The sequence below is a fragment of the Stenotrophomonas sp. 85239_Sma genome (genome assembly GCF_056481725.1).
The window spans coordinates 709,480-734,643 of record NZ_CM151163.1 but is presented as its reverse complement, the minus strand read 5'-3'; the positions used below and the strand labels follow the sequence as shown (position 1 = coordinate 734,643).

Genomic DNA, 25,164 nt, shown 5'->3' with positions numbered 1-25,164 from the left:
CCCGAACGCCGCCGACACGGCCGTACCGCCGCCCGCGCCCTACAATGGGCGCATGCAGATCGGCCCGTACACCATTGCCCCCAACGTCGTGCTGGCGCCCATGGCCGGCGTCACCGACAAGCCTTTCCGCCTGCTGTGCAAACGGCTGGGTGCGGGGCTGGCCGCCTCGGAAATGACCATCAGCGACCCGCGCTTCTGGAACACGCGCAAGTCCATCCACCGCATGGACCATGAGGGTGAACCGGCCCCGATCAGCGTGCAGATCGCCGGCACCGAGCCGCAGCAGCTGGCCGAGGCCGCGCGCTACAACGTGGACCACGGCGCGCAGATCATCGACATCAACATGGGCTGCCCGGCCAAGAAGGTGTGCAACGCCTGGGCCGGCTCGGCACTGATGCGCGACGAACAGCTGGTGGCGCGCATCCTCGAAGCCGTGGTCAACGCGGTGGACGTGCCGGTCACGCTGAAGATCCGCACCGGTTGGGATTGCGACCACCGCAATGGCCCGGTGATCGCGCGCATCGCCGAGGCCAGCGGCATCGCCGCGCTGGCCGTGCATGGGCGCACCCGCGACCAGCATTACACCGGCCAGGCCGAGTACGGCACCATCGGCGAGATCAAGGCGGCGCTGCGCATTCCGGTGATCGCCAACGGCGATATCGACTCGCCGCAGAAGGCCGCGTACGTCCTGAAGGAAACCGGCGTGGATGCAGTGATGATCGGTCGCTCCGCGCAGGGCCGGCCGTGGATCTTCCGCGAGGTGGCGCACTACCTGGCCACCGGCGAGGAACTGCCGCCGCCATCGCTGGCGGAAGTGCGCGACATCCTGCTCGGCCACCTGCATGCACTGCATGCGTTCTACGGCGAACCGCAGGGCGTGCGCATCGCGCGCAAGCACCTGGGCTGGTACGCCAAGGACCGGCCGGAGAACGCCGCCTTCCGCGCAGTGGTCAACCGCGCCGAAGACCCGCAGAGCCAGATCGCCCTGACCACCGAGTACTTCGACCGCCTGATCGCCGGGGAACCGGCGCTGTCTTCGGCGGCCTGAGCCGCCCGCCCCGCGTTTCCGAACAGTCGAGCCAGCTCGACGCTACAAGAGCCCGCCGTCATGACTCCGCCGATCTCCTCCCCGACCTACCTGCACGGGTTCTCCGGCACCGAGCAGCAGCGCCTGATGACCCAGGCCCGGCTACTGGAATCGAGCATCTTCGGCCAGATCGACTACAGCGGCGCGCGGCGCCTGCTGGAAGTCGGCAGCGGCGTCGGCGCACAGACCGAGATCCTGCTGCGCCGCTTCCCCGAGCTGCACGTGACCGGCGTGGACCTGAGCGAAACGCAGCTGGCCACCGCGCGCGAGAACCTGGCGCGCACACCGTGGTGCAGCGACCGCTACACCCTGCAGCAGGCCGACGCCGGCGAGCTGCCGTTCGAGGCACGCAGCTTCGACGCGGCGTTCCTGTGCTGGGTGCTGGAGCACGTGCCGTCACCAGCACGCGTACTGAGCGAGGTGCGCCGCGTGCTGGCGCCGGGTTCGCCGGTGTACATCACCGAGGTGATGAATGCCTCGTTCCTGCTCGACCCGTACTCGCCGCACATCTGGCGCTACTGGATGGCGTTCAACGATTTCCAGTACGACCACGGGGGAGATCCGTTCGTCGGCGCCAAGCTGGGCAACCTGCTGCTGGCCGGCGGCTTCCGCGACGTGCATACCGAGATCAAGACCATCCACCTGGACAACCGCGAACCGGCCCGTCGCAAGACGATGATCGCGTTCTGGGAACAACTGCTGCTGTCGGCGGCCGACCAGCTGCTGCAGGCCGGCTCGGTGGACGAGGACACCGTGGAAGGCATGCGTCGCGAGTTCCGCCTGGTGCAGAACGACCCGAACGCGGTGTTCTTCTATTCGTTCGTGCAGGGCCGCGCCACGGTGTATTGATTCGGTGGAGCCACGCCGTGCGGGGCGGCGACCACCGATGCCCCCGCCATCCACGCATGGCGTGGATCTACTGATCAATGCACGGCGGTATGGTCGACCGCACCCGGCGGTGCTGCCGGCTGATGCCAGATCCGCTGCCACATGGCGGCCAACCGGCGACCGGCGTCAGCGCGCGCGGCGGGACTGCTGTAATCCACGCGCACCTGCCCGGGCGTGATTGGCCGCCACTGCCCCTCGGCCTGCTCGGCCACGACGAAGTTGAAGGTGTAGTCCGGTTCCAGGCCCATGCGCAGGTCACTCAGCAGCAACCGGCCGTCCACCACCTGCGCACGCATGAAGCCACGGTTGAACCACTGCAGCTGCTGCACCGCCGGGATGGCCTGCGCTTCGCGCAAGGCCTGCACGTTGGACGCATGGCCTTCAAACCGCATCGGCCCGCGGTCGGCCAGCAGCGAGCGGTCACCCACCACGTAGCCATTGGGCGTCATCGCCACCACCCGCCACAGCAGGGTGTTGAACGGCATCGGCACCGAGAAGCGCGGCGCATCGCCCAGGCCCATCGCGGCCAGGCTGTGCTGTGCGGCACGGTCAACCTGTGCCTTGGCGATCAGGCCCCAGCCCAGGTAGCCACTGCTGAGCAGCAGGGCCACGCCCAGCACTTTGCCCGCCCAGGGCCGGGCGCGACCGAACCAGGCCAGCACGCAACCCAGCAGCAGCCACACCGTATAACCCGGGTCGATGATGAAGACACTGGAGCCCATGGTCGGGTGCGGGCGCAGCGGCCACCACAGCTGGGTGCCGTAGACGGTGAACGCATCCAGCATGGGATGGGTGACCAGCGCCAGCAGGATCGCCCAGAACCAGCGCACTGGTGACTGGGCGACGCGGCCATTGCCGAAGCGCTTGAACAGCCACCAGATCAGTGCCGCCACCCAGGGCAGCACCAGCAGCGAATGGCTGAAACTGCGGTGCTCGATCATGTTCGCCACTGGGTCGGCGGCGGTGAAGCCCAGCCACAGGGCATCGAGGTCCGGCAGGGTGCCAAGCGCGGCACCGGCCAGCAGGGCCGCACGGCGATGTCCGGGCGGGGCGATGGCAGCGGCGACGGCGCCACCGAGCACGATCTGGGTCAGGGAATCCATGGACCGATGCTAGCGGCTTGCAGGCGATGTATGTAGAGCCGAGCCATGCTCGGCTGCTCTTCGTCCAGCGCCACGTCAGCCGAACATGGGCTCGGCTGCAGGAGGCCAGACGCGCGTTACGCCACCTGCGACAACCGCGCCCCCGGCAGCTCCACCAGGGTCTGGCCATTGTGGTCGAGCAGGCGCAGTGCACCATCATGGTCTTCGGCCAGTGCGGTCAGGCTCTCCACCCAGTCGCCGTCGTTGGCGTAGACCAGGCCATCACGTTCGACCAGCGCCGCGCGGTGGATGTGGCCGCACACGATGCCATCCAGGCCGCGCCGGCGCACGTCATCCAGCCCGGCCTGCACGAAACGCTCGATATAGCGTTCGGCGGCACCGCTGCGCTTCTTCAGGAACTCCGACAGCGACCAGTAGCGCATGCCCAGCCGGCGCCGCACGGCGTTCAGCGCCTGGTTGCCGGTGAGGATGCGGTAGTACAGCCAGTCGCCGAACTTTTCCTGCAGGCCGCCGAAGTGGGTCACGCCGTCGTAGTCGTCGCCATGGGCGACCAGCAACCGGCGGCCATCGGCGGTCACATGGATGGCACGGCGGCGCACCTGCATGGCCGGCAGCATCAGCCCGCATACGTGGCGCAACGATGCGTCGTGGTTGCCGGGAATGTAGATGATCTCGGTCCCTGCACGGCGCAGCGCGTGCAGGGCCTGGATGACTTCGCTGTGCGACTGCCGCCAGTTGGTGCGGCGATGCGCCATCCACCACAGGTCGATGATGTCGCCGACCAGGTACAACCGTTCGCAGCGCAGCTGCGAGAGGAACCGGGCCAGCTCGGTGGCATGGCAATGACGTGAACCCAGGTGCACGTCGGAGACGAACACTGCGCGCCGGTGCGGCGACAGGTTCGCCAGCGTGCTCATGCCGGCGTCCCCGCGTCGCGCAGGTAGCGTTTGCGCTTGTTCGGCCGGATCGCGCACAGGTCCACTTCGATCAGGCCGTCGATCGAATCACTGAAGTCAGGGTCGACGCCGAACGCAAGGAAACGCGCACCGCCCGGCTCGCACAGATCGGTGTACTGGCGGTACAGCGTCGGCACCCCGGTACCGAGTGCAGCCAGGTTGGCCTTGAGCACATCGAACGCGGCACCTGCATCCAGCTCGCCGAAACTCGGCGGCGCGGCGAAGTACTGGAACGGGCGGTTCGATTCGGCCAGGCCGGCGGTACCGCTGTAGTAGCGCTGGTAGTACGCCACCAGCTGCTCGCGTGCATCACGCGGCAGCGCCGCGCTGATCGACACGGCGCCGAACAGGTAGCGGATGCCCGGCCGGCACTGCAGGTAGGCACCAATGCCCTGCCACAGGTAATCCAGGCTGCGGCTGCCCCAGTAGTCGGGCACCACGAAGCTGCGGCCCAGTTCCAGGCCTTCGGCGATGTGGGTGATGGCATCGTCGGAATAGCGGAACAGCGACGCGCTGTAGAGCCCGGACAGGCCGTGACGGGCCAGCGCCTGCGCGCCGCGCATGATGCGGTAGGCGCCGGCGATGCGCTGCGCAGTAGCGTCCCAGATCACGATGTGCTCGTACTGCGGATCGTAGTCGTCCAGATCGCGGCTGCGCCCGGTGCCCTCGCCCACCTGGCGGAAGGTCAGCTCGCGCAGGCGGCCCAGCTCCAGCAGCAGCGGCGAATCGGCGGTACAGGTCGCCAACAGGATCTGCTTGCCATCGGCGGTCTGGCCCAGCTGGGTCGCTGCGGCAATGCCGGCAGCCACCTGCGAAGGCGGCACGGGGGCCGCCAGCGGCTCGGGGCCTGCGCAGGCAGTGGTATTGGCGGCCGCACCATTGCGGCCCAGTGCATACAGCGCCCGGCGTACCGCCAGCAGTTGGGCGCCCGGGTCACCGCCCTTGCCCAGCTGCATCGGCTCGCCGATGCTCAGCCGCAGCGGACGGCCACGACGGGTGAACATCTCGCGCGCCAGCAGCGCAGTGCCGGCCGGCTTGAACAGGGTCGACGCGCCATAGAACAGCGCGGAGTTGCGCGCGTCCACCCGCACCGGAAGCACCGGCGCACCGGCCGCGCGGGCAAAGCGGACGAACCCCCGCTGCCAGCGGCCATCGCGGATGCCGCGCAGCGACAGCCGCGAAACCTCGCCGGCCGGGAACACGATCACGCACTGCTCGGCGTTCAACGCTTCCTCCACGGCATGCAGGCTGCCGCGCTGCGCCTTGCCACCCAGGATGCGCACCGGCAGCAGCAGGTCCTGCAGTGGCGCGATCGCCCCCAACAGGTCGTTGGCCACGATCCGCACGTCGCGGCGGACGCGGCCGACCGCGTCCAGCAGGGCCAGCGCGTCCAGTGCCCCGGAGGGATGGTTGGCAACGATCAGCAGGCGGCCGGTGGCCGGGATCTTCGCCAGCGCGGCCGGATCCACCTGGTACTGGCCATCGATGAACTCCAGGCCGGCGGCGACGAAGCCGAATCCGCGCAATCCCGCGCTGCGCTGCAGGAAGGCTTCGATCTGGTCCAACCGCGACCAGCGGCCCACGCTGCGCAGCAGCGGCCGCGCCAGCTGGCCTCGACGGCCATGGAACCAATCGGGGAAGCGTTGCTGGAGACGCTGTTCGAGTTCCTGCATGGCGGATCCACTCATGCCCGGCGGCCGGATTGGCCGACAGCCTGCGCCCGGCAGGCGGCAGCCAGATGGCGGTTTTGGGGCAGAACGATGACGGCCGGGCAGCCTCTGGCGGGCGTCGTGGCGTGCGCGGTCGAGGCCGGCAGCAGCCCGGTGCGTTGTCACGCTGGTGGAACACTGGGCCTCGAGGCTGGGCCTCAATCCCGGCCGGACGGCCCCTGCCGGGCCTACATGGGCTTAACCACCGGCAACCGGTACAGGTTCACAATGCACAGGCGGCGCACCCCGTGTATCATGCGCGCCCATCTTTCCATCCGAATCAAGGGATATTACGCCTGATGTCCAGCTATCTCTTCACCTCCGAGTCGGTCTCCGAAGGCCATCCGGACAAGGTTGCCGACCAGATCTCCGATGCGGTGCTGGACGCGATCCTGACCCAGGACCAGCGCGCCCGCGTGGCCTGCGAGACCATGGTCAAGACCGGTGTTGCCATCGTGGCCGGTGAGATCACCACCAGTGCCTGGATCGACCTGGAAGCACTGACCCGCAAGGTCATCACGGACATCGGCTACGACAGCTCCGACGTCGGCTTCGACGGCGCCACCTGCGGCGTGCTGAACCTGATCGGCAAGCAGTCCCCGCACATCGCCCAGGGCGTGGACCGCAAGAAGCCGGAAGAAATGGGCGCTGGCGACCAGGGCCTGATGTTCGGCTATGCCACCAACGAGACCGACAGCTACATGCCGGCCGCGATCCACCTGTCGCACCGCCTGGTCGAGCAGCAGGCCAAGATCCGCAAGAAGAAGAACTCGCCGCTGTCGTGGCTGCGCCCGGACGCCAAGAGCCAGGTCACCCTGCGCTATGAGAACGGCGTGGTCTCGGCCATCGACGCCGTGGTCCTGTCGACCCAGCACGCCCCGGGCATCAAGCAGAAGGACCTCATCGAGGCCGTCCGCGAAGAGATCATCAAGCCGGTGCTGCCGGCCAAGTGGCTGCACAAGGGCACCAAGTTCCACATCAACCCGACCGGCAAGTTCGAGATCGGCGGCCCGGTGGGCGACTGCGGACTGACCGGCCGCAAGATCATCGTCGACACCTACGGCGGCTGGGCCCGTCACGGTGGCGGCGCCTTCTCCGGCAAGGATCCGTCCAAGGTCGACCGTTCGGCTGCTTACGCTGCCCGCTACGTCGCCAAGAACGTGGTTGCCGCCGGCCTGGCCGACCGTTGCGAAGTCCAGGTCTCCTACGCCATCGGCGTGGCCGAGCCGACCTCGATCTCGGTCACCACCTTCGGCACCGGCAAGATCAGTGACGACAAGATCGAGAAGCTGATCCGCAAGCACTTCGACCTGCGCCCGTACGGCATCATCAAGATGCTGGACCTGGTGCACCCGATGTACCAGCAGACCGCCGCCTACGGCCACTTCGGCCGCAAGCCGAAGGAATTCAGCTACCTCAACGGCGAAGGCGAGACCGTCAACGCCACGGCCTTCTCCTGGGAGAAGACCGACCGCGCCGCCGCCCTGCGCGCCGATGCGAAGCTGAAGTAAGAAACACGAAGGGCCGCGCAAGCGGCCCTTCTCTTTTCTGGTAGAGCCGGCCGCTGGCCGGCTTTTTCATGGCATGCGGGAAGGCGTGCGCGGTTGCCGGCCAGCGGCCGGCACTACCCGGTTGCCGATACAATCGCCGCATGTCGACCGAACTGAAAACCCACCAGCTGTCCATGACCGTGCTGATGTCGCCGGAGATGGCCAATTTCTCCGGCAAGGTCCACGGCGGCGCCATTCTGCGCCTGCTCGACCAGGTGGCCTATGCCTGCGCCAGCCGTTACGCCGGCAGCTACGTGGTCACCCTGTCGGTGGACCAGGTGATGTTCCGCCAGCCGATCGCGGTGGGCGAACTGGTCACCTTCCTGGCCTCGGTCAATTACACCGGCACCTCGTCAATGGAGATCGGCATCAAGGTGGTGGCCGAAGACATCCTGAAGCGCAGCGTGCGCCACGCCAACAGCTGCTTCTTCACCATGGTGGCCGTGGATGAGGAAGGCCGTCCAACGCCGGTGCCGCCCTTGCAGCCGGCCACCTCGGACGAGAAGCGCCGCCAGGCCGCGGCACAGATCCGCCGCCAGCTGCGCCAGGAAATGGAGCAGCGCCATCTGGAACTGCTGGCGTCGAACCCGCCGTCACCCGAAGAGTGAGGGCGTGCGGGGCAAGCCCCGCACCCACCGAGGCAGGTAGCGCCGGGCCACGCCCGGCGGATGCGGATCAACCCGTGTTCTGCACGCCCTGCGACACACCGTTCACGCACGCCACCAGCGCACGCAGCAGGTCGTCATCCTCGCGCCCGCTGGCCCGCCAGCGCTGCAGCAGATCCACCTGCAGCACGCTGATCGGATCGACGTAGGGATTGCGCAGGCGGATCGACAACGCCAGCCGCGCATCGTGGTCGAGCAGCGTCCGCTGGTCCATCAGCGCCAGCAGCCAGTGCCGGGTGAGTTCAAGCTCACGTTGGACCTGCGGGAAGAAGTGCCCGTGCAGTTCACCCGACAACAGCGAAAACTGCTCGGCAATGGTGATATCCCCCTTGGACAACACCATCGCGATGTCGTCCAGGAACGTACGGAAGAACGGCCAGTCCCGCGCCATATCGCGCAGGGTCTGTTCGTGGCCGGCATCAACCGCCGCCTGCAGTCCGCTGCCCACGCCGTACCAGCCGGGAATCACCGCACGCGCCTGGCTCCAGGCGAACACCCATGGAATCGCACGCAGGTTGCCCAGTGCCGCGTCCTGGCCGAGCCGGCGTGACGGCCGCGAGCCCAGCGTCATCCGCTCGATCACGTCGATCGGCGTGGCAGTGCGGAAGTAGTCCATGAAGCCGGCCTGGCCGACGAAGGCGCGATACACCTCGCTGCTGGCGGACGCCACCGCGTCCATCACCGGTCGCCACTCATCTTCGCGGGGTTCGGCGGCACGCGGGCGCAGGCTGGCGCGCAGCACCGCGCCGGTGGCCTGCTCCAGCGACCGCAGGGCCAGTGCACGGATGCCATATTTGCGATGGATCACCTCGCCCTGCTCGGTCACCCGCAGGCGGCCATCGATGCTGCCCCGCGGCGAGGCATCCACCGCGTGCGTGGTCTTGCCACCACCGCGGCTGATCGAACCACCACGGCCATGGAAGAAGGTCAGGCGGATGCCGGCCTCGGCCGCCACCTCCAGCAGCTCCACCTGCGCACGCTGCAGGCCCCAGCGCGAAGCGGCGATGCCGCCGTCCTTGCTGCTGTCCGAATAGCCCAGCATCACCATCTGCACGTCATCGCGTGCATGCAGGTGCGCGCGGTACACCGGGTCGGCCAGCAGATCGCGCAGGGTCGCGGTACCACGCTTGAGATCGTCCACCGTCTCGAACAGCGGCGCGATATCCAGCGGCACTGAGCCGTTCCCTTCCACCAGGCCGCCACGGCGCGCCAGCGCCAGCACCGCCAGCACGTCGCTGCGGTCATGTGCCATCGAGATGATGTAGCTGCCCAGTGCATCGCCGCCATGGCGCGCACGCGCATCGGCCAACGCCGCGAACACGGCGTCCAGTCGCCGGTTGCCTTCATCGTCGCCCTTCGGCAACGGTGCGTCCCCACTGGCATGCGGCGCCAGCAGCCGCGCGCGACCCAATGCATCCAGACCGTCCCACGCGGCATCGCCACCCAGCACGGTGGCCAGCGCGCGCGCGTGCACGCTCGATTCCTGGCGCACGTCCAACCGCGCCAGGTGGAAGCCAAAGGTCTTTACCCGCCACAGCAGGCGCTGCACGGCGAAGCCACCGGCATGTTGGCCGCGGTTCGCGCGCAGGCTGTCCAGGATCAGCTGCAGGTCGTCGATCAGTTCGTCCGGGCCGGCGTAAGCGCCCTCGCCATCGTCCAGCGTTGCCTGCAGGCGTGCGCGCATGCGGTCGTTGAGCAGGCGGTACGGCATGTCGGCATGGCGTGGCCGCGACTGCACCTGCGGCAGCAGCTGCTCGTACTGCGCCACGCGCGCCTGCAGCGCATCGCTCACGCCCACCCGCTCGGTGGACTGGCTGAGCAGGCTGGCCAGCTGCAGCAGTTCCTTCTGGTAGCGCGCGAGTACCGCCTGCCGCTGCGCATCCAGCGTATTGCGGATGGTGTGGGCATCCACGTTCGGGTTGCCGTCCATGTCGCCGCCCACCCACGTACCGAAACGCAGCAGGCGCGGCAGTGGCAGCTCTTCGCCGTAGGTATCGCGCAGCGCCTGCTGCAGCGATTCGTACAGCACCGGTATCACCCGGTACAGCACCTGCACCAGGTAGAAGCCCACGTGCTCGCGCTCGTCATCGACGGTGGGCCGCACCGGCGAGGAATCGGTGGTCTGCCACGAGGCAGTCAGCGCCATGCGGAAGCGCGCGGCATCGGCGGCAGCTTCCCCCGGCGTGCGCTGGCCGTCGAGGTTGTCGACCAGGCTGGCCACCATCAGCTGCTCTTTCTCCAGCAGCGCACGGCGCACCGCTTCGGTCGGGTGCGCGGTGAACACCGGTTCGATGTCGATCCGGGGCAACCACTGCGCCAGCTCGTCCAGGCCCACGCCCTGCGCCTTCAGGTGCTGCAGCGCATCCTGCAGGCCGTCGGGCTGCGCCCCGGCGGTACCGGCGCGTTGGTAGTCGCGGCGGCGGCGGATGCGATGCACGCGCTCGGCGATGTTGACCACCTGGAAGTAAGTGCTGAAGGCCCGCACCATGGTCTCGGCCTGCTGCGGCGTGCGTCCGGCCAACCCTTCGGCCAGCTCCGACAGCGGTGCCTGGTTCTCGCGGCGGGCGATGGCGCGGGTACGCACGTCTTCGACATCGTCGAGGAAGGCTGCCGATACCTGCTCGACCAGCAGGTCACCGACCAGTGCGCCGAGCCGGCGCACATCATCGCGAAGCGGAAGATCGGGAGAAGCAAACTCGATGCTGCTGCGGTACTCGTTCATCGGCGACGCACAGGCCTCGGTCAACGGATCCAGGCCCCAAGCCTAAACCAGAACGGGCGTCGTGCTGCGATGCAAAAATGGTTTCATCTGGTAGTGCCGGCCGCTGGCCGGCACTACCGGGTCCGGTCAGCGCTGCTTCTTCGCCTTGCCCTGCTCGGCCGGGCCGATGGTCTGCTCCAGCCAGCGCTCGCTTTCGGCCAGCATGGTCATGATCGATTCGCGCGCGCGGTACGCGTGCGACTCGTTCGGCAGCATCACCAGCCGCGCAGTGCCCCCCAGGCCCTTCACCGCGGCGAACATGCGCTCGCTCTGCATCGGGAACGTGCCGGAGTTGTTGTCGTCCACGCCGTGGATGAACAGGATCGGATCCTTGATCCTGTCGGCGTAGTTGAACGGCGCCATCTTCTGGTACACGTCCTGCGCCTGCCAGTAGTTGCGCTCTTCGGCCTGGAAGCCAAACGGGGTGAGCGTGCGGTTGTAGGCGCCGCTGCGCGCGATGCCGGCCTTGAACAGGCGGGTGTGCGCCAGCAGGTTGGCGGTCATGAACGCGCCGTAGGAATGGCCACCGATGGCGATGTGGTCGCGATCGGTCACGCCACGGCGCACCACTTCATCCACGGCCGCCTGCGCGTTGGCCACCAGCTGTTCGACGTAGGTGTCGTTCGGCTCCTTGTCGCCCTCGCCGATGATCGGCATCGACGGGCTGGCCAGCACCACGTAGCCCTTGGCCAGGAACGCCTGCGGGCCCCAGTAGCTGACCGCATTGAAGCGGTACGGCGAATCGGTGACCTGGCTGGCCGCGGCCGCGCTCTTGAACTCACCCGGGTAGGCCCACATCAGCAGCGGGCGCGGGCCGTCGCGCTTCGGATCGTAGCCCGGCGGCAGCAGCAGGGTTGCGGTCAGGTCGACGCCATCCTTGCGCTTGTAGCGGATCTGCTCCTTCTGCACGCCCTTCAGCTGCGGCAGCGGATGCGCGAAGTGGGTCAGCGCACGTGGCGCAGCGCCTGCATCGGCCAGCGATTGCACGTAGAAGTTGGCCGGCTCGTCCGGGCTCTCGCGGCTCAGCAGCAGCGAGCTGGCCTGGTCGTCCAGCAATGCCACCGGCAGCGCATAGCTCGGCGCCTGCGAGTGGAACAGGCGGGTGGCCTTGCCGCTGGCGATGTCGAAGCGGTCCACGAACGGACGATCGCCTTCCGGCGAAGCGCCGGCGCCGGCCAGGTACAGGCTGCTGCCATCGGCGCTGGTCTGCAGCAGCGAGCGACCGCGGTCGTCGCTGGCCATCAGCGGCCGGCCCGGATCCGCATAGCGGTCCTGTGCATCGCGATCCCACAGCAGGCGCGGCTCGGCGCTGGCGTTGTCCGGGGCGATCAGCCAGGTCTTGGTCCTGCGGGTCTTCCACCACGATTCGGTCAGCAGGGCAAGGTCGCCGCGGCCCCAGCTGATGCCGGCCAGCCGGCTGCCAAGCTGGGCCAGCGTCACCGGCGGCTTGTCGAAAGGCGCGGCCTGCATCAGCACCGCATCGCGCACCTTGGCGTCCCTGTTCGGATCGCCGCCGTCCTGCGCTTCGGCCCAGACCAGGGTGGCATCGACATCGCCGCGCCAGCGGATGTCGCGCACGCCAGTCACTTCGGCATCGTTGCCGGTCGGCAGGCCTTCCACCAGCGGCCGCACCGCCACGGTGTGCACCAGCTTGCCGCTGGCACGCTCGATCACTTCGATGCGGCGCGGGAAGCTGCTTACCGGCACCAGGTACGAGTACGGGCGCTGCACCGGCTGGCGCAGCACGAAACGGCCATCGGGCGACACCGCGAAGCCCATGAAGATGCCGGCCGCGCCGATCGCGCGGGTGCTGCCGTCCAGGCTGACTTCCACCGGTTGCGTGGTGGCGTAGTAATCAAACTGGCGCGCATCGGCTTCGTTCCTCAGCAGGTCCTGGTAGGTACGGATCGACACCACGCCCTCGCCCTGGCGGGTCTGCTGCACGGCCGGGCCGGTCGGGATGCCGTCGGCGGCGGGGGCCGCACCGAGGTTGGCCGGGCGCGTGAACACCACCAGACTGCGGCTGTCCGGCAACCACTGGTAGCCGCTGCCGATCACCGTGTTCAGGCCGGCAACCAGACGACGGGCACTGCCGCCGGCCACGTCCACCAGCCACAGTTCATTGGCGCCGGTGGCGGCGTCGACCTGGTTGAAGGCCAGCCACTTCTGGTCTGGCGACCACATCACGCTGGCGATCGACAGCTTGGCCGGCAGTCCGCTGATCTGCCGCTCCTTGCCATCGGCCACGTTCATCAGCCACAGCTTCTCGCCGAAGCTGAAGCGGCTGTCGGAGAACGTGCGCGGGTTGATGCGCAGGCCGGCCAGCTTCAGTTCCGGCTGCGCCACCACCTGGATCGACGGCAGCGATGGCATCTGCATCAACGCGGCCACGTCGCGGCGTGGCGACAGGTACAACGAAGGCGCACGGGGCGCGTCCACCACCGCCTGCAGCGCCGCCGAGGGCAGTTCGTAGCCGTTGACGCCCGGGGCCTGCGCCGCAGCAGGCTGCGGGGACAAGGCCCAGGCCAGCGGGGCCACCGCCAGCAGTCCCATCGACAGGACCAGGCCGGTCCAGCGCCGTGTGCGGCGCGCGTGCATGCTCATCGTTCCACCTGTGTGATGCGTGAAAACACCGACCTTAACAGGCCATGCACGCGCCCCCACCTGCCGATGGTTGGGTCATCCGGATGTCATGCCGTGGCCGCGATATAATGGGCGTTCTCCCCTGCCGAGGGGCGCTGCGACCGGATTCCATGAGGCCCGGCCAGGCTCGGTAAGGTGGCTTTGTAACAACGGCGCCCGGCTAGATGCGAGCACCCGCTCGCCCACAACCGGAGCACACGAATGAACGCTGTTGCCAAGACCTTCTCCACCGAAGGTGATTACAAGATCCGCGACATCACGCTGGCCGACTGGGGCCGCAAGGAACTGGACATCGCCGAGCACGAAATGCCGGGCCTGATGTCGATCCGCCGCAAGTACCAGGCCGAGCTGCCGCTGAAGGGCGTGCGCGTCACCGGCTCGCTGCACATGACCATCCAGACCGCGGTGCTGATCGAGACCCTGAAGGACATCGGCGCCGACGTGCGCTGGGCCTCGTGCAACATCTTCTCGACCCAGGACCACGCTGCCGCCGCCATCGCCGCCACCGGCACCCCGGTGTTCGCGTGGAAGGGCGAGACCCTGGAAGAGTACTGGGACTGCACCCTGGACGCGCTGACCTTCACCCTGGCCGACGGCACCCTGACCGGCCCGGAACTGGTGGTCGACGACGGTGGTGACGTGACCCTGCTGATCCACAAGGGCTACGAGCTGGAAAACGGCAGTGACTGGGTCAACACCACCTCCTCCTCGCACGAAGAACAGGTCATCAAGAACCTGCTCAAGCGCGTGGCCAAGGAGCGCCCGGGTTATTGGGGCCGCGTGGTCAAGGACTGGAAGGGCGTCTCCGAAGAGACCACCACCGGCGTGCACCGCCTGTACCAGCTGGCCCAGGCCGGCACCCTGCTGATCCCGGCGATCAACGTCAACGACTCGGTCACCAAGAGCAAGTTCGACAACCTGTACGGCTGCCGCGAGTCGCTGGCCGACGGCCTGAAGCGCGCGATGGACGTGATGCTGGCCGGCAAGGTGGCCGTGGTCTGCGGCTACGGCGACGTCGGCAAGGGCTGCGCTGCGTCGCTGCGTGCCTACGGCGCGCGCGTGATCGTCACCGAGATCGACCCGATCTGCGCCCTGCAGGCGGCGATGGAAGGCTATGAAGTCAACACCATCGAATCGACCCTGGGCCGTGCCGACCTGTACGTCACCACCACCGGCAACAAGGACATCATCCGCATCGAGCACCTGAGCGCGATGAAGGACCAGGCCATCGTCTGCAACATCGGCCACTTCGACAACGAGATCCAGGTCGATGCGCTGGTGTCGTTCGCCGGCGTCAAGCACGTCAACATCAAGCCGCAGGTGGACAAGTACATCTTCCCGAACGGCAATGCGATCTTCCTGCTGGCCGAAGGCCGCTTGGTGAACCTGGGCTGCGCCACCGGCCACCCGAGCTTCGTGATGTCCAACAGCTTCGCCAACCAGACCCTGGCACAGATCGACCTGTGGGCGAACAAGGACAGCTACGAGAAGAAGGTCTACCTGCTGCCGAAGAAGCTGGACGAAGAAGTGGCCCGCCTGCACCTGGAAAAGATCGGCGTGAAGCTGACCACCCTGAGCCAGGAACAGGCCGACTACATCGGCGTGCCGGTGGAAGGCCCGTTCAAGCCGGACCACTACCGCTACTGATGGCTGCGGGGGTGCCGGCCAGCGGCCGGCACTACCGGGCATGCAATGCACGGACGGGCGCCCTTGGGCGCCCGTTCTGCGTTGCGGCACCCGGCAGAAGATCCGCGCGCCCTGTCACAGAGCCCTAAGAAGCCGCTTGCTAGGCTTTACGCCCCCATGGACTGCCAACGGCAGGCCATGCGCCGGGACGCAGACACCAAAGGACAGGACATGCCGCGCAACCGTGACCGAATGACCCGGGCGATGAAGCCCCTGATGACCCTGTGCTGGGTGGCCCTGCTGGCCGCCTGCACCCCTCCGGCCGGCGATGGTGGGGCCACCGCTCCGGCAGCGGCCACCGGACAGGCCAGCGCCGACAAGGCAGCCGACGCCCCGGCAGCGGCCACGGGCAGCAACACGGCCTGCACCGAGGGGGCATCGCCGGTGCAGACCCTGATCTGCAACGACCCCGCCCTGCTGCAGCAGGAAGGCGAGTTGGCCAAGGCCGAAGCCACTGCACGCGAAACCCTTGATGCCGCCGGCAAGGACAAGCTGCAGGCCGAGCAGCAGCGCTGGATCCAGCACACGCGCGACCTGTGCGGTGACGCGCACTGCCTGCAACAGGTATTTGCCGACCGCCTGAAGGTGTTGTCGGCCACGCGCGACGGCCTGGTCGACCAGGACGCCTGCGAAGTGCCCGACGGCCAGCAGCAGTGCGTGGACCTGCTGGTGCTGCGCGACCCCAACAGCCAGCTGGCGAACTTCAACACGCTGCTGCGGGAGAACGGCCAGGAAGGCCGCCTGCTGGGCTGCACCGCGGCCACCAACATGGGCGGCGGCCCCAACGCCCTGCTGGCCGCCCACTGCACCCAGGAAACCACCGCCGGCAAGCGCACCGTGCAGCTGTGCAGCAACCAGATGGTCGGCCAGTTCGCGCTCGAACCGGCAGCGGCCGCTTATGGCGCCCAGGCCACCCGCCAGCTGCTCGGCTTCACCCAGCAGCACTGCGCCGGTTGAGATCGGCTGGGCATGCCCGGCTCCTTTTTCCTCATTGAAGGACGATGACCATGGCAACGGATTCCACCCTCACCCGCGAGCAGCTGTCCACGCTGTTCCTGCATACCGAACTGGGCGGCAACACCCGCCACCTGGACCACTTCTCATACGCCCAGAAAGGCGCCAGCACCTATTCGTTCGGGCTGGTGCAGTTCGATGTCGGCGGCAACCCCCAGGCCAGGCGCTTCCTGCGCGACAACGGGTTCACCGCCGCTGACATCGAGCTGTTGTCGCAGCAGGGAGGGCTGAGCAGCCAGCAGCTTGCCGCGCTTGATGCCAAGTTGCAGGCCATTCCGCAGGCGAAGATGGACCAGCTCACCAACGCCAAGCTGGACGGCGCCATCGAGCGCGTCGATGAAGCCATCGCCAAGGTGCGTGCGACCAACCCGGCCGCTGCCGATGCCATCGTGGCCAACCCGGAACTGCAGCTGGCCATGGCCGACTATGACAACCAGTTCGGCAGCATGGGCCCGCAGTTCATCAACTATCTGGCCGGCAATGCGGAGAAGCTGCAGGGCGGTACCGTGCAGGCCGGCAATCCGCCGACCCGCGCCGACGTGCAGGCCTTCGTCGATGCCACCCAATACGGCATCCAGTCGCCGGCCGCCGTCACCAGCCGCGATGAGCGCTTCGACCGGGCCATGACCCAGCTGGGCATCACCCCCACTCATGCCCCCTCGCATGGCTCGCCCGGCGGCAACGGCGTCCTGGTCAGTGGCGCCAGGGGCGATGAGGTACAGGCGATGCAGCAGAAGCTGGCCGACCTGGGCTACCTGGGCAAGGACGGCAAACCGCTGGTGGCCGACAGCGATTTCGGGCCCGGCACCCTGGAAGCGGTCAAGCAGTTCCAGCGTGAGCACCAGCTCACCGTCGACGGCAAGGCCGGTGCCACCACGCTGGGTGCGCTCGACAAGGCCATCGCGCAACAGCAACAGCAGGCCGCCGAACCGACCATGGCCACCCCGGGCCACGCCGACAACCCGCGCTACCAGCAGGTCGTGGAGAAGCTGGAGACGCTGGAAGAACAGCGCCGCCAGGGCGGCCTGTCGCCGCTGTTCAATGACCGCGGCCAGCTCGAGAACGCCGCAGGCCAGGTGGCTTACGAGTCCAAGTTGGCCGGCATGAGCCAGGTCGATCTCGTGCTGGCACGGCCGGACAACCAGGGCGTGTTCGCGGTGCAGGGCCAGCTGGGCGATCCCGCCATGCACCGCACTTACGTCGATCTGTCGCAGGCGGTGAACCGCAACCTGCAGGACAGCACGCGGCAGAGCCAGGCGCTGGACAGCGAACTGTCGCAGCGGCAGACCCAGGAACAGATGCAGACACAGCAGTCGATGTCGCGCTGATCCTGCATGCCGACGATCACAGCCGGAACGGGCACCTGCGGGGGCCCGTTCTGCGTTGATGCGCGAGTCTCGGTCAAGGCAACACCCCTGCCCCGCGCTAGGATGCGCCCATGACCCCGGCCATCAACCTGCTCAAGCGCGAAAAGATCGCCCACACCGTGCGCAGCTACGTGCACGACGCCCATGCCGAATCGTATGGCGGCGAAGCCGTCGACAAGCTCGGCCTCGACCCGGCCCAGGTGTTCAAGACCCTGCTGGCCAGCACTGAAGCGCACGAACTGCTGGTGGCGATCGTGCCGGTCGCCGGCCAGCTCGACCTGAAGGCGCTGGCCGAAGCCGCCCGCTGCAAGAAGTGCGATATGGCCGCCGCCGATGCCGCACAGCGCGCGACCGGCTACCTGGTCGGTGGTATCAGCCCACTCGGGCAGAAGAAGCGCCTGCGTACCTTCCTGGACGCCAGCGCCGAAGCGCTGCCCGCGCTGCATGTCAGCGCCGGGCGCCGTGGCCTGGAGGTGGAACTGGCACCGGCCGACCTGCTGCGGCTGACTGCCGGCCGCTACGCTGCCATCGGCAAGGCGCGCTGATGCGCTGGCCGTGGCCTGCAGCGCAGATATCCCGGCTCGAAGGTGCACAGGCCGACGTGCTGCTGCAGGACCTGCTCTCGCGCGACGCAACGCGCATCACTGACGCCGCGCGCACCGTCGCGCGCCTGTTCGATGCCGCATCGTTGGACGCGTTGGCCGTGCATGTGGATCTGATCGAGCGCAGCTGCCAGGGCATCGCCCTCGGCGGCATGCTGATCAGCAACCAGGCCCACCTGAAGGCGGCCCTGCGTCGGTTGCGCTACTGGCAGGCGCGCGAGGGTTGCCTGTGCGCGCTCAACCCCGGCTACCCGTTCTTTGATCCCCGTCGTCTGGTTGAACAGGGCCAGATGCAGCTGTGCTCGGTGGAAGAAGCCGAAGGCGGTTGGGGCGACTGCCATACGGTCTCGTGCGTACAGTGCGGCCGGTACTGGCAGGCCATCGACCGCGAGTACCACTACCCGTGGTGGGAGTGGACAGCGCTGACGTCGTCGCCTGGCAGCTAGTTGGCGGCGAACGCCACCGTCGTCCGCACCAGGTTCATGCGCGTGGTGCTGAACGCCCACCACTCCCGCTTCGATCGCCATCCCAGCGCGGCCTTGCCCGCCGCTTCATCAAGCAACGGGTGGCCGCTGGATGTGGCCACGATGGCCGCCTTGACGCGCCCCTCGTCGTCCAACAGCAGGCGCAGGTGAGCGATGCCCTCCTGCCTGTCGGCACGCGCCGCCGCCGGGTAATCCGGCATCGAAGGACGATCAAGCGTCCAGCGTGGGTCGTCCTGGACGAACAGCGAGCTGCGGGCCGAGAGCGGGCAACGCGGCGGCATCTGCAGTTCGAACCCTGCTGTGCCCGCCACCGGCTGTACCTGCGCAGGCTGGCCACACGCGATGATGGCGAGGGCATCCAGCATGCGTTGCTGGCGCTGCAACGCTGCCGCATCGCGCCCCTGTGCGCGGAAGGTGCAGCGTCCGTCGTCCTGCGAAGCCTGCAACTGCTCGACACCGGCATCCCGGACCGGCGCCAGCTCGGTCAGGCTCCCGCAGGCGGCGCCGGCATCGTATCCCGGCGAGCACCCGCCACCGGCAAGCAGCATCACTGCCAGTGCACTCCATCGCATCACGCGTTCCATCATCATCCGGCGCTCCGTGCATCGTTGTGCTGCCATGGTAGCGCGGTGCGCAACCGGCACGTTCACCTGTTGGATCACGGCCGCCAGTTGGCGTTGTTCTCCCAGAACGCCACCGAGCGCTGGTAGGCCTCCCGGTCCAGCGGCACGCCGGAACCGCCTTCCTCCACGCCCAGCGCATTGCGCATCATCGTGATCGGCGCCATCGGCACTTCTTCCGGTTCGGCGGTGTAGATGCAGCCGACGATGCCCCAGTCGGCCTCGATCGGCGAACCTTCCTTCGCCAGCTGCCCGGCGCTGTACAGGATCACCACCAGGTAGTTCGCGCGCGGCGATTCCACGCCCTCGAACCAGCGCACCAGCACCGGCAGTTCCTCGCGGTTGCGCGCCTCGTAAGCGCTGCGCAGCTGGTGGCGGTTGGCCTCGGTGATCGGCACCGTCAGGCAGCGCGTGCTGGTCCAGTTCTCGTAGACGAACAATTTGCAGAACGGCGCGTAGCCGTCGAGCACCTTCAGCGGCGCGTGCGCATTGAGGTGTGCCTCGAACTGCTCGGCAGTGCAGTCCTGGATGGTGTTGCCGCGCGGCACGCGCGGGAACAGGCGGGGACGGGCGAAATCGGTGAGGACGATGGACATGGCATGGCGTGGTCAGGAGTTCCACCACACAGGGTAACCGCCCCGGAGGCAGGCAGGGTCCGATGCCGATGGTCACTGGCGCCCGCGTCCGGCTTGCAGCACTCTGCGGGCGACCCAATGCAAGGATCGCCGGCTCATGGATGCAGCACGCGCGTTGCCCCGTTCCGCCCACCGTCGGCGATGGCCGATCGCCCTGGCCATCCTCCTGCTGGCGCCGCCATTGCTGTTCGCCGCCGCTCTGCTCTGGCCGCTGTCGGCACCGCCGTTGCCCGAGCCGGGCAACGGCCGCGTGATCGTCAATGCCCGCGTGGTGGATGTCGTGCGCGGCCAAGTCAGTGAACCGACCACGGTGACAGTGCGCAATGGCACGATCACCGCCATTGGCGATGTGCCACGGGACACCACAATGCCCGTTCTTGATGCCGGTGGCCGCTGGCTGCTGCCCGGTTTCTGGGACATGCACACCCATGCACTGCAGGTGTCGCCGCAACTGCAGTTCCCGCTGATGCTGGCCAACGGCATCACCGGCACCCGCGACATGATGGACTGCCCGAATGCCACCGACCCGCTGATCGCCTGCGTGGCCGACAAGCGCCGCTGGACCGCACAGGCCATTGCCGGGCAGCAGGTTGCACCGCGCTTCGTGCAGATCGCCAGTTTCTACTTCGAAGATCCGTCACTCGCGCCGGGGGCCGCCGCTGCGCGTGCACGCATGTACAGCGCGCGCGGTGTTGATGCGTTGAAGGTCTACAACCGGCTGCGTGCGGACACCTACCAGCGGCTGGCCACCGAGGCGCAGCAGCTGCGCCGTCCGTTGGTCGGCCACCTGCCCAGGGTCGTGCCTCTGGAAGACGCCGTGCAGGCAGGCCAACGCAGCTTCGAGCATGCCCATCTGTTTGTGCGCCACTGCTTCGACAACGCGGCGGCGTGGCGCGGTGGCACGCTCGACAGCGAGGATCCAACCGCGCTGGCCGAACGCATGGTCGGCGGCTACCAGCCCGCGCTCTGCAACGAGGCGTTCGGCGGGATGCAGGCCAGCGGTGCCGCGTTCGTACCCACCCATGTCACCCGCGAAGAAGATGCACGTGCACGCGACCCTGCCTTCATCGACGATCCACGCCTGGCCTATCTCGATCCGCTTTCACGCTGGGCGTGGCGTGATGACCTGCAGGCCACCGTGACGCGCTACCCCGGCCTGCGCGGCGAAGACGCATTGAAAGCCTACTTCGAGCACGGGCTGGCGCTGACCGGTGCCGCGCATCGCGCCGGCGTCACCGTGCTGGTCGGCACCGATACCGGGCTGGGCGGCTTCCGCTACCATGATGAACTGCAGTGGCTGCGGCAAGCCGGCCTGAGCCAGGCCGACGTATTGCGTGCTGCCACGCTGCAGGCTGCGCGCCATCTGCAGCTGCAGGCATCACATGGCAGCGTCGAAGTCGGCAAAGCCGCAGACCTCGTGTTGCTGGATGGCAACCCGCTGCACGACACCGCCAATACCCGCCGCGTGCATGCGGTGCTGCTGGCCGGCCATCTCTACGACCGCCCGCGGCTGGATGCACTGCTCGCCTACGCCCGCGCACAGGCACGCTCACCGGCAGTGATGGCGCGCCTGCTGTGGGGCTTCCTTACCAGCCCGGTCAGTGCCGAGCTGTAGCGGCGGCTACAACGCCATCCGCTCGCGCAGCTCCCGCGCCTGCCGCCGCGACACCTCCACCTCGCTGCCGTCATCGAGTGCCAGGTCGTAGCCATCAGCGATGCTGGGCACCACGCCTCGGATGCGGCGCAGGTTGACCAGCGTGTTGCGGTTGGCACGGAAGAACAGCTCCGGGGGCAGGCGCGCCTCCAGCGCGCTCAGGCTGCGGGCCAGCAACGCGTTCTGGTCGCGGAACCACAGCCGTGTGTAGTTGCCATCCACCACCAGCCGACGGATCTCCGAGACCGCCACGAACCAGCAGCGTTCGCCCTCGCGCACGAACACCTGGTCCTGCGGACCGAGCGTGCTGCGCGGCTCCGGCATTCCACCCGCCACCACCTCGCGCTGGCGCGCCCGCTGCAACGCTTCCAGCAAGCGCGGTGCTTCGACCGGCTTCACCAGGTAGTCCAGCGCGTTGGCCTGGAACGCGCGTACCGCGTAGGTGTCGTAGGCAGTAACGAAGATCACCGCCGGCACCGTCTCCAGCCCATCCAGCACATCGAAGCCACTGCCGGAGGGCATCTGCACATCCAGCAGCACCAGGTCCGGCGCCAGCATGGCGATCGCCTCGCGTGCAGCGGGCACATCGTCGGCCTCGCCCACGCACTGCACCCAGGGCAGCGCCGACAACAGCGTGCGCAGCTCCTGGCGCGCCAGCCGTGCGTCATCGACGATCAACACGCGCAGCATGCCACTCATTGCGGAATCTCCAGCAGGGCCTGCATGCGGTCGCCGGCCTGATGCAGAGTGAAACGCCCGTGCGTAGCGAGCTGCGCACGCAGGTAGGCCAGGCCGACGCCATGCCCGTGGGTGGGCTCGCTGGCGCCGCCCAGCGGGTTGTCCACCTGCAGACGCAGCACATCATTGTCCAGCGTGGCTTGGATCTGCACGTCACCGCCGCCCGGGCGGCTGGCGATGCCGTGCTTGATCGCGTTTTCCACCAGCAGCTGCAGTGCCATCGCCGGCAACCGCGCCTGCATGGCACCGGCATCGATGTGCTGGCTTACCTGCAGGCGCTGCTCGAAGTGGATGGCCTCGATGGCCAGATAGTCGTCCACTACCGCCAGTTCCTCGGCCAGCGTGACCTGCTCGCTGCGGTTGTGCGCCAGCGCCTGGCGCAGCGTGCGCGACAGGCGGGTGACCATGTCGCGCGCACGCTCGGGATCTTCCAGGATCAGCGCGCGCAGATTGTTCAGCGCATTGAACATGAAGTGCGGGTTGAGCCGCGCACGCAGCGCATCGCGCTCCAGGGCGCTGCGTTCGGCCTCCGCGCGCAGGCGTTCGAGTTCCGCGCGGCGTGCCTGGCGCAGGCTGTGCACCCCGGCCCACAGCGCGGTCCACAGGCCCAGCAGCAGCATGGTGTTGAGCAGATAGGCCAGCCGTGCCATCGGGCGGAAGTCACCCGGCCGTCCACCGAAATCCACCCAGCCCAGTGCCAGCGCCGGCTGCAGCACGGCCGTCAGCAGCAGCTGCGCCAGCAGCGCGCCCAGCAGCACTGCCAGCGCGAGCCGCAGCACCAGCGCGCCAAACTCCCGCTGCCACCAGCGGCGCCGCAGGGCCAGCGCACGCACGCCCGCACTGATGCCCCACAGCAGCACGCCCAGGCCAACACTGATGAGCGTGCCACCACTGCTGGCGCCACCGCCGAAGGTGCGGCTCATCGCCAGGCTGAGCGCGCAGAACAGCGCCCAACCGAGGGTGTTGATCAACCAGAAGCGCAGTGAGGAAGTCGAATCGGGCATGGCCATGGCCGGAGCGGTCGGAAGGATCAGCGGTGGCTGTCCAGGAATGCCTGCACCTGCCCACGCAGCCACTGCGGATCATCCCACATCAGGAAGTGGTGGCCGGTCGCGCTCAGTTCGATGCGCACGCCGGGCAGCGCGGCGTACTGCGACTGGAAGATTGCACGCGCCGATGATTCGGTCGAACCGAGTGCCTGGTAGGACGCCCAGGCGCCCAGGACCAGCGTGGGTGAGCGGATGCCGGCCACCTCGCTGCGCAGGTCGGTCACCAGCAGCGAGTACATCGCATCGGCGGTGGTGGCGCGATCGCTGTCATGGCCCCAGCGCTTCAGGTCGGGCAGGCGCGCAGTGCTGTTGGTCAGCGGGGCCAGCGCCGCTTCGGCCTGCGCCTGGTAACTGGCCGGGTCTGCAGCCAGCATCGCAGCGCGCATCTGTTCGGCCATCGGCTGCACGCTCTGTGCGGTCGCCTGCGGGTTCTGCATGCCCGCATAGAACGGCAGCGAATCGACGATGACCAGCGGCCCCAGTGCGTCCGGTTCCCTCACCGCCATCTGCAGCGTCAGCACGCCGCCCAGGCTGTGGCCGATCACCGCCGGATGGTCCAGCTTCTGGTCATGCACATAGGCCAGCAGCCGGTCGCGCATGGCCGAAAGGAAATCCGCCGGGCGCGGCTCGGCGGCACGGGCGCCCGCAAAGCCCGGCAACTGCACCAGGTGGCACTGCACGGCCTTCAGGGCCAGGCAGGTCTCGCGCCAGACCTCGGCGCTGCTGTTGAGGCCGGGGATCATCAGCAGCGGGCGACCCTTGCCGACCACCTCGACCTGCACCTTGCCAGCGGTCGTGCCGGTGGCGGCGTGCGCGGAACCGGAGCCGAGCACGGCCATCGCCATGCCGATCATCGCCAGCCGGGCCAGGGCCTTCATCGCGTACCACAGTGCCAGGAAGATCTTCATTGTCTGCTCCTTCATCGGGTGGGTGGTGCCGGGATGGGAACAGCGTGCTGCCGGTCCAATGCGCCCGGTTGCGATTTCGGAGCAACGGCCGGACACCGGGGCGAACGGTCGCGTGCCACGGATGTCCTGTCCTCACGCCCCAATCGCACATCCATCTTGATGAAGCGATATACTGATCCGCACCCGCCGCTGCCGCCCGTGCCATGACCGCCATCAGCTTCGAGTTCTATCCGCCCAAGACCGACGAACAGCGCAGCCAGCTGGACCGCGCCGCAGCCAAGCTGAAGGACTATGTCCCCGAGTACGTGTCGTGCACCTTCGGTGCCGGTGGCTCGACCCTGAGCTATACCTCCGAGACCGTGCGCCACCTCAACCAGCACCACGGCTTCGATGCCGCGCCCCATCTGTCCTGTGTCGGCGGCACCCGCCAGGAAATCCGCGAGCTGCTCAAGCTGTACCGCGCCATCGGCTGCCGCCGCCTGGTGGCCCTGCGTGGCGACCTGCCGTCGGGCATGGGTTTTCCCGGCGACATGCGCTATGCCGCCGAACTGATCGACTTCATCCGCGCCGAACATGGCGACGCCTTCCGCATCGAGGTGGGGGCCTACCCGGAGACCCATCCACAGGCCTCCGATGCACTGGCCGACCTGAAACACTTCAAGGCCAAGATCGATGCCGGCGCCGACGCGGCGATCACCCAGTATTTCTACAACCCGGATGCGTACTTCCACTTCGTCGATGCAGTGCGTCGGCTCGGTGTACAGGTACCGATCACGCCCGGCATCATGCCCATCGCCAACTTCAGCCAGCTGCGCCGCTTTTCCGAGCAGTGCGGTGCGGAAATCCCGCGCTGGATCAGCCGCAGGATGCAGGCCTATGGCGATGACGCCGAATCGGTGCGGGCGTTCGGTACCGAAGTGGTGGCCAAACTGTGCCAGCGCCTGGTCGAGGGCGGCGCACCGGGGCTGCACTTCTACACCTTGAACCTGGCTAGGCCGACCACCTCGGTACTGAAGCTGCTGCACGGCTGAAAGTACGCCATGC

General features: G+C 68.0%; 21 protein-coding genes and 1 riboswitch. Of the genes, 11 read left to right on the top strand and 10 right to left on the bottom strand.

All coding sequences use genetic code 11. From position 1 onward, the window contains the following. Positions 1-52 precede the first annotated feature (52 nt). Both dusB and ACYKG1_RS03260 read left to right on the top strand, forming a co-directional pair. Positions 53-1,048: a tRNA dihydrouridine synthase DusB gene (gene dusB / locus ACYKG1_RS03265; RefSeq protein ID WP_100475154.1), complete on the top strand. Its 996-nt coding sequence runs from the start codon at positions 53-55 to the stop codon at positions 1,046-1,048. A 60-nt stretch (positions 1,049-1,108) separates the two neighbouring features. Then, positions 1,109-1,936, top strand: coding sequence for a methyltransferase domain-containing protein (locus ACYKG1_RS03260; protein WP_061478371.1), 828 nt, complete (start codon positions 1,109-1,111; stop codon positions 1,934-1,936). Between the two features lie 74 nt (positions 1,937-2,010). Here the strand turns inward: ACYKG1_RS03260 and ACYKG1_RS03255 are convergent, their stop codons facing one another. The 3 genes from ACYKG1_RS03255 to olsF all read right to left on the bottom strand — a co-directional run bounded on the left by ACYKG1_RS03255 (position 2,011) and on the right by olsF (position 5,707). Next, positions 2,011-3,078 carry a metal-dependent hydrolase gene (locus ACYKG1_RS03255; protein ID WP_262226189.1) on the bottom strand — a complete coding sequence of 356 codons (1,068 nt, stop codon included), beginning with the start codon at positions 3,076-3,078 and terminating at the stop codon, positions 2,011-2,013. A 116-nt stretch (positions 3,079-3,194) separates the two neighbouring features. Further along, positions 3,195-3,995: a UDP-2,3-diacylglucosamine diphosphatase gene (locus ACYKG1_RS03250; RefSeq protein ID WP_100471310.1), complete on the bottom strand. Its 801-nt coding sequence runs from the start codon at positions 3,993-3,995 to the stop codon at positions 3,195-3,197. Further along, entirely contained in the window at positions 3,992-5,707 is a 1,716-nt protein-coding gene (gene olsF, locus ACYKG1_RS03245) for a bifunctional ornithine lipid synthase OlsF (RefSeq protein WP_262083350.1), read from the bottom strand. Before olsF ends, ACYKG1_RS03250 begins: the two co-directional genes overlap by 4 nt. A gap of 335 nt (positions 5,708-6,042) precedes the next feature. Between olsF and metK the strand changes: the two genes are divergently transcribed. Further along, on the top strand, positions 6,043-7,254 hold the full coding sequence (gene metK / locus ACYKG1_RS03240; protein ID WP_010481882.1) for a methionine adenosyltransferase: 1,212 nt from the start codon (positions 6,043-6,045) through the stop codon (positions 7,252-7,254). Between the two features lie 140 nt (positions 7,255-7,394). Next, positions 7,395-7,901 carry an acyl-CoA thioesterase gene (locus ACYKG1_RS03235; protein ID WP_005415314.1) on the top strand — a complete coding sequence of 169 codons (507 nt, stop codon included), beginning with the start codon at positions 7,395-7,397 and terminating at the stop codon, positions 7,899-7,901. A gap of 67 nt (positions 7,902-7,968) precedes the next feature. Here ACYKG1_RS03235 and ppc read toward each other — a convergent pair whose 3' ends face one another. Beyond that, positions 7,969-10,680, bottom strand: coding sequence for a phosphoenolpyruvate carboxylase (ppc, locus tag ACYKG1_RS03230; RefSeq protein ID WP_478471849.1), 2,712 nt, complete (start codon positions 10,678-10,680; stop codon positions 7,969-7,971). Positions 10,681-10,806: 126 nt separating this feature from the next. Beyond that, positions 10,807-13,323 carry a S9 family peptidase gene (locus tag ACYKG1_RS03225; RefSeq protein WP_100471307.1) on the bottom strand — a complete coding sequence of 839 codons (2,517 nt, stop codon included), beginning with the start codon at positions 13,321-13,323 and terminating at the stop codon, positions 10,807-10,809. 120 nt (positions 13,324-13,443) lie between these two features. Further along, positions 13,444-13,527, top strand: a riboswitch (S-adenosyl-L-homocysteine riboswitch). Between the two features lie 36 nt (positions 13,528-13,563). On the opposite strand from ACYKG1_RS03225, the gene ahcY reads away from it, so the two are divergent. The 5 genes from ahcY (at position 13,564) to ACYKG1_RS03200 (ending at position 18,477) form a co-directional block, all read left to right on the top strand. Beyond that, the gene (gene ahcY, locus ACYKG1_RS03220) at positions 13,564-15,009 is read left to right on the top strand and encodes an adenosylhomocysteinase (protein WP_478471848.1); all 1,446 of its coding nucleotides are present in this window, start codon (positions 13,564-13,566) and stop codon (positions 15,007-15,009) included. A 255-nt stretch (positions 15,010-15,264) separates the two neighbouring features. Next, positions 15,265-16,005, top strand: a complete 741-nt coding sequence (locus ACYKG1_RS03215) for a lysozyme inhibitor LprI family protein (protein ID WP_262226185.1) — start codon at positions 15,265-15,267, stop codon at positions 16,003-16,005. Positions 16,006-16,055: 50 nt separating this feature from the next. Further along, complete coding sequence (locus ACYKG1_RS03210; protein ID WP_478471846.1) at positions 16,056-17,390, top strand: peptidoglycan-binding protein; 1,335 nt, start codon at positions 16,056-16,058, stop codon at positions 17,388-17,390. A 110-nt stretch (positions 17,391-17,500) separates the two neighbouring features. After that, positions 17,501-17,974: a Cys-tRNA(Pro) deacylase gene (ybaK, locus tag ACYKG1_RS03205; protein WP_478471845.1), complete on the top strand. Its 474-nt coding sequence runs from the start codon at positions 17,501-17,503 to the stop codon at positions 17,972-17,974. Next, the gene (locus ACYKG1_RS03200; RefSeq protein ID WP_478471843.1) at positions 17,974-18,477 is read left to right on the top strand and encodes a hypothetical protein; all 504 of its coding nucleotides are present in this window, start codon (positions 17,974-17,976) and stop codon (positions 18,475-18,477) included. The genes ybaK and ACYKG1_RS03200 overlap by 1 nt, the downstream gene beginning before the upstream one ends. Here the strand turns inward: ACYKG1_RS03200 and ACYKG1_RS03195 are convergent. Together ACYKG1_RS03195 and ACYKG1_RS03190 are read right to left on the bottom strand one after the other, a co-directional pair. Next, the gene (locus tag ACYKG1_RS03195; RefSeq protein WP_478471841.1) at positions 18,474-19,106 is read right to left on the bottom strand and encodes an energy transducer TonB; all 633 of its coding nucleotides are present in this window, start codon (positions 19,104-19,106) and stop codon (positions 18,474-18,476) included. The two genes, ACYKG1_RS03200 and ACYKG1_RS03195, sit on opposite strands and share 4 nt — an antisense overlap. 68 nt (positions 19,107-19,174) lie before the next feature. After that, positions 19,175-19,732: a DUF3228 family protein gene (locus ACYKG1_RS03190; RefSeq protein WP_478471839.1), complete on the bottom strand. Its 558-nt coding sequence runs from the start codon at positions 19,730-19,732 to the stop codon at positions 19,175-19,177. A gap of 136 nt (positions 19,733-19,868) precedes the next feature. Here ACYKG1_RS03190 and ACYKG1_RS03185 point away from each other — a divergent pair, with 136 nt between their 5' ends. Next, positions 19,869-21,386 (top strand): amidohydrolase family protein, encoded by a 1,518-nt coding sequence (locus ACYKG1_RS03185; protein WP_100471300.1) that lies wholly within the window; start codon positions 19,869-19,871, stop codon positions 21,384-21,386. Between the two features lie 6 nt (positions 21,387-21,392). On the opposite strand, the gene ACYKG1_RS03180 is transcribed toward ACYKG1_RS03185, so the two are convergent. The 3 genes from ACYKG1_RS03180 to ACYKG1_RS03170 are packed head-to-tail and all read right to left on the bottom strand — an operon-like array spanning position 21,393 to position 24,120. After that, on the bottom strand, positions 21,393-22,124 hold the full coding sequence (locus ACYKG1_RS03180; protein WP_100471299.1) for a LytR/AlgR family response regulator transcription factor: 732 nt from the start codon (positions 22,122-22,124) through the stop codon (positions 21,393-21,395). Beyond that, complete coding sequence (locus ACYKG1_RS03175) at positions 22,121-23,167, bottom strand: sensor histidine kinase (protein WP_100475152.1); 1,047 nt, start codon at positions 23,165-23,167, stop codon at positions 22,121-22,123. The genes ACYKG1_RS03180 and ACYKG1_RS03175 overlap by 4 nt, the downstream gene beginning before the upstream one ends. A 26-nt stretch (positions 23,168-23,193) precedes the next feature. Further along, the gene (locus ACYKG1_RS03170) at positions 23,194-24,120 is read right to left on the bottom strand and encodes an alpha/beta fold hydrolase (RefSeq protein ID WP_478471838.1); all 927 of its coding nucleotides are present in this window, start codon (positions 24,118-24,120) and stop codon (positions 23,194-23,196) included. Between the two features lie 203 nt (positions 24,121-24,323). Between ACYKG1_RS03170 and metF the strand changes: the two genes are divergently transcribed. After that, positions 24,324-25,151 (top strand): methylenetetrahydrofolate reductase [NAD(P)H], encoded by an 828-nt coding sequence (gene metF / locus ACYKG1_RS03165; protein WP_478471837.1) that lies wholly within the window; start codon positions 24,324-24,326, stop codon positions 25,149-25,151. Positions 25,152-25,164: the final 13 nt, after the last annotated feature.

Bases quoted from the DNA above. Each gene is read 5' to 3' on its own strand.
- ppc (WP_478471849.1), bottom strand. From the start codon at position 10,680: ATGAACGAGTACCGCAGCAGCATCGAGTTTGCTTCTCCCGATCTTCCG.
- ACYKG1_RS03200 (WP_478471843.1), top strand. From the start codon at position 17,974: ATGCGCTGGCCGTGGCCTGCAGCGCAGATATCCCGGCTCGAAGGTGCA.
- olsF (WP_262083350.1), bottom strand. From the start codon at position 5,707: ATGCAGGAACTCGAACAGCGTCTCCAGCAACGCTTCCCCGATTGGTTC.
- metK (WP_010481882.1), top strand. From the start codon at position 6,043: ATGTCCAGCTATCTCTTCACCTCCGAGTCGGTCTCCGAAGGCCATCCG.
- ACYKG1_RS03260 (WP_061478371.1), top strand. From the start codon at position 1,109: ATGACTCCGCCGATCTCCTCCCCGACCTACCTGCACGGGTTCTCCGGC.
- ACYKG1_RS03235 (WP_005415314.1), top strand. From the start codon at position 7,395: ATGTCGACCGAACTGAAAACCCACCAGCTGTCCATGACCGTGCTGATG.
- ACYKG1_RS03250 (WP_100471310.1), bottom strand. From the start codon at position 3,995: ATGAGCACGCTGGCGAACCTGTCGCCGCACCGGCGCGCAGTGTTCGTC.
- ACYKG1_RS03215 (WP_262226185.1), top strand. From the start codon at position 15,265: ATGACCCTGTGCTGGGTGGCCCTGCTGGCCGCCTGCACCCCTCCGGCC.
- ACYKG1_RS03225 (WP_100471307.1), bottom strand. From the start codon at position 13,323: ATGAGCATGCACGCGCGCCGCACACGGCGCTGGACCGGCCTGGTCCTG.
- ACYKG1_RS03210 (WP_478471846.1), top strand. From the start codon at position 16,056: ATGGCAACGGATTCCACCCTCACCCGCGAGCAGCTGTCCACGCTGTTC.
- ybaK (WP_478471845.1), top strand. From the start codon at position 17,501: ATGACCCCGGCCATCAACCTGCTCAAGCGCGAAAAGATCGCCCACACC.
- ACYKG1_RS03185 (WP_100471300.1), top strand. From the start codon at position 19,869: ATGGATGCAGCACGCGCGTTGCCCCGTTCCGCCCACCGTCGGCGATGG.
- ACYKG1_RS03255 (WP_262226189.1), bottom strand. From the start codon at position 3,078: ATGGATTCCCTGACCCAGATCGTGCTCGGTGGCGCCGTCGCCGCTGCC.
- dusB (WP_100475154.1), top strand. From the start codon at position 53: ATGCAGATCGGCCCGTACACCATTGCCCCCAACGTCGTGCTGGCGCCC.
- ACYKG1_RS03170 (WP_478471838.1), bottom strand. From the start codon at position 24,120: ATGAAGATCTTCCTGGCACTGTGGTACGCGATGAAGGCCCTGGCCCGG.
- ACYKG1_RS03195 (WP_478471841.1), bottom strand. From the start codon at position 19,106: ATGATGATGGAACGCGTGATGCGATGGAGTGCACTGGCAGTGATGCTG.
- ACYKG1_RS03180 (WP_100471299.1), bottom strand. From the start codon at position 22,124: ATGAGTGGCATGCTGCGCGTGTTGATCGTCGATGACGCACGGCTGGCG.
- ACYKG1_RS03175 (WP_100475152.1), bottom strand. From the start codon at position 23,167: ATGCCCGATTCGACTTCCTCACTGCGCTTCTGGTTGATCAACACCCTC.
- metF (WP_478471837.1), top strand. From the start codon at position 24,324: ATGACCGCCATCAGCTTCGAGTTCTATCCGCCCAAGACCGACGAACAG.
- ACYKG1_RS03190 (WP_478471839.1), bottom strand. From the start codon at position 19,732: ATGTCCATCGTCCTCACCGATTTCGCCCGTCCCCGCCTGTTCCCGCGC.
- ahcY (WP_478471848.1), top strand. From the start codon at position 13,564: ATGAACGCTGTTGCCAAGACCTTCTCCACCGAAGGTGATTACAAGATC.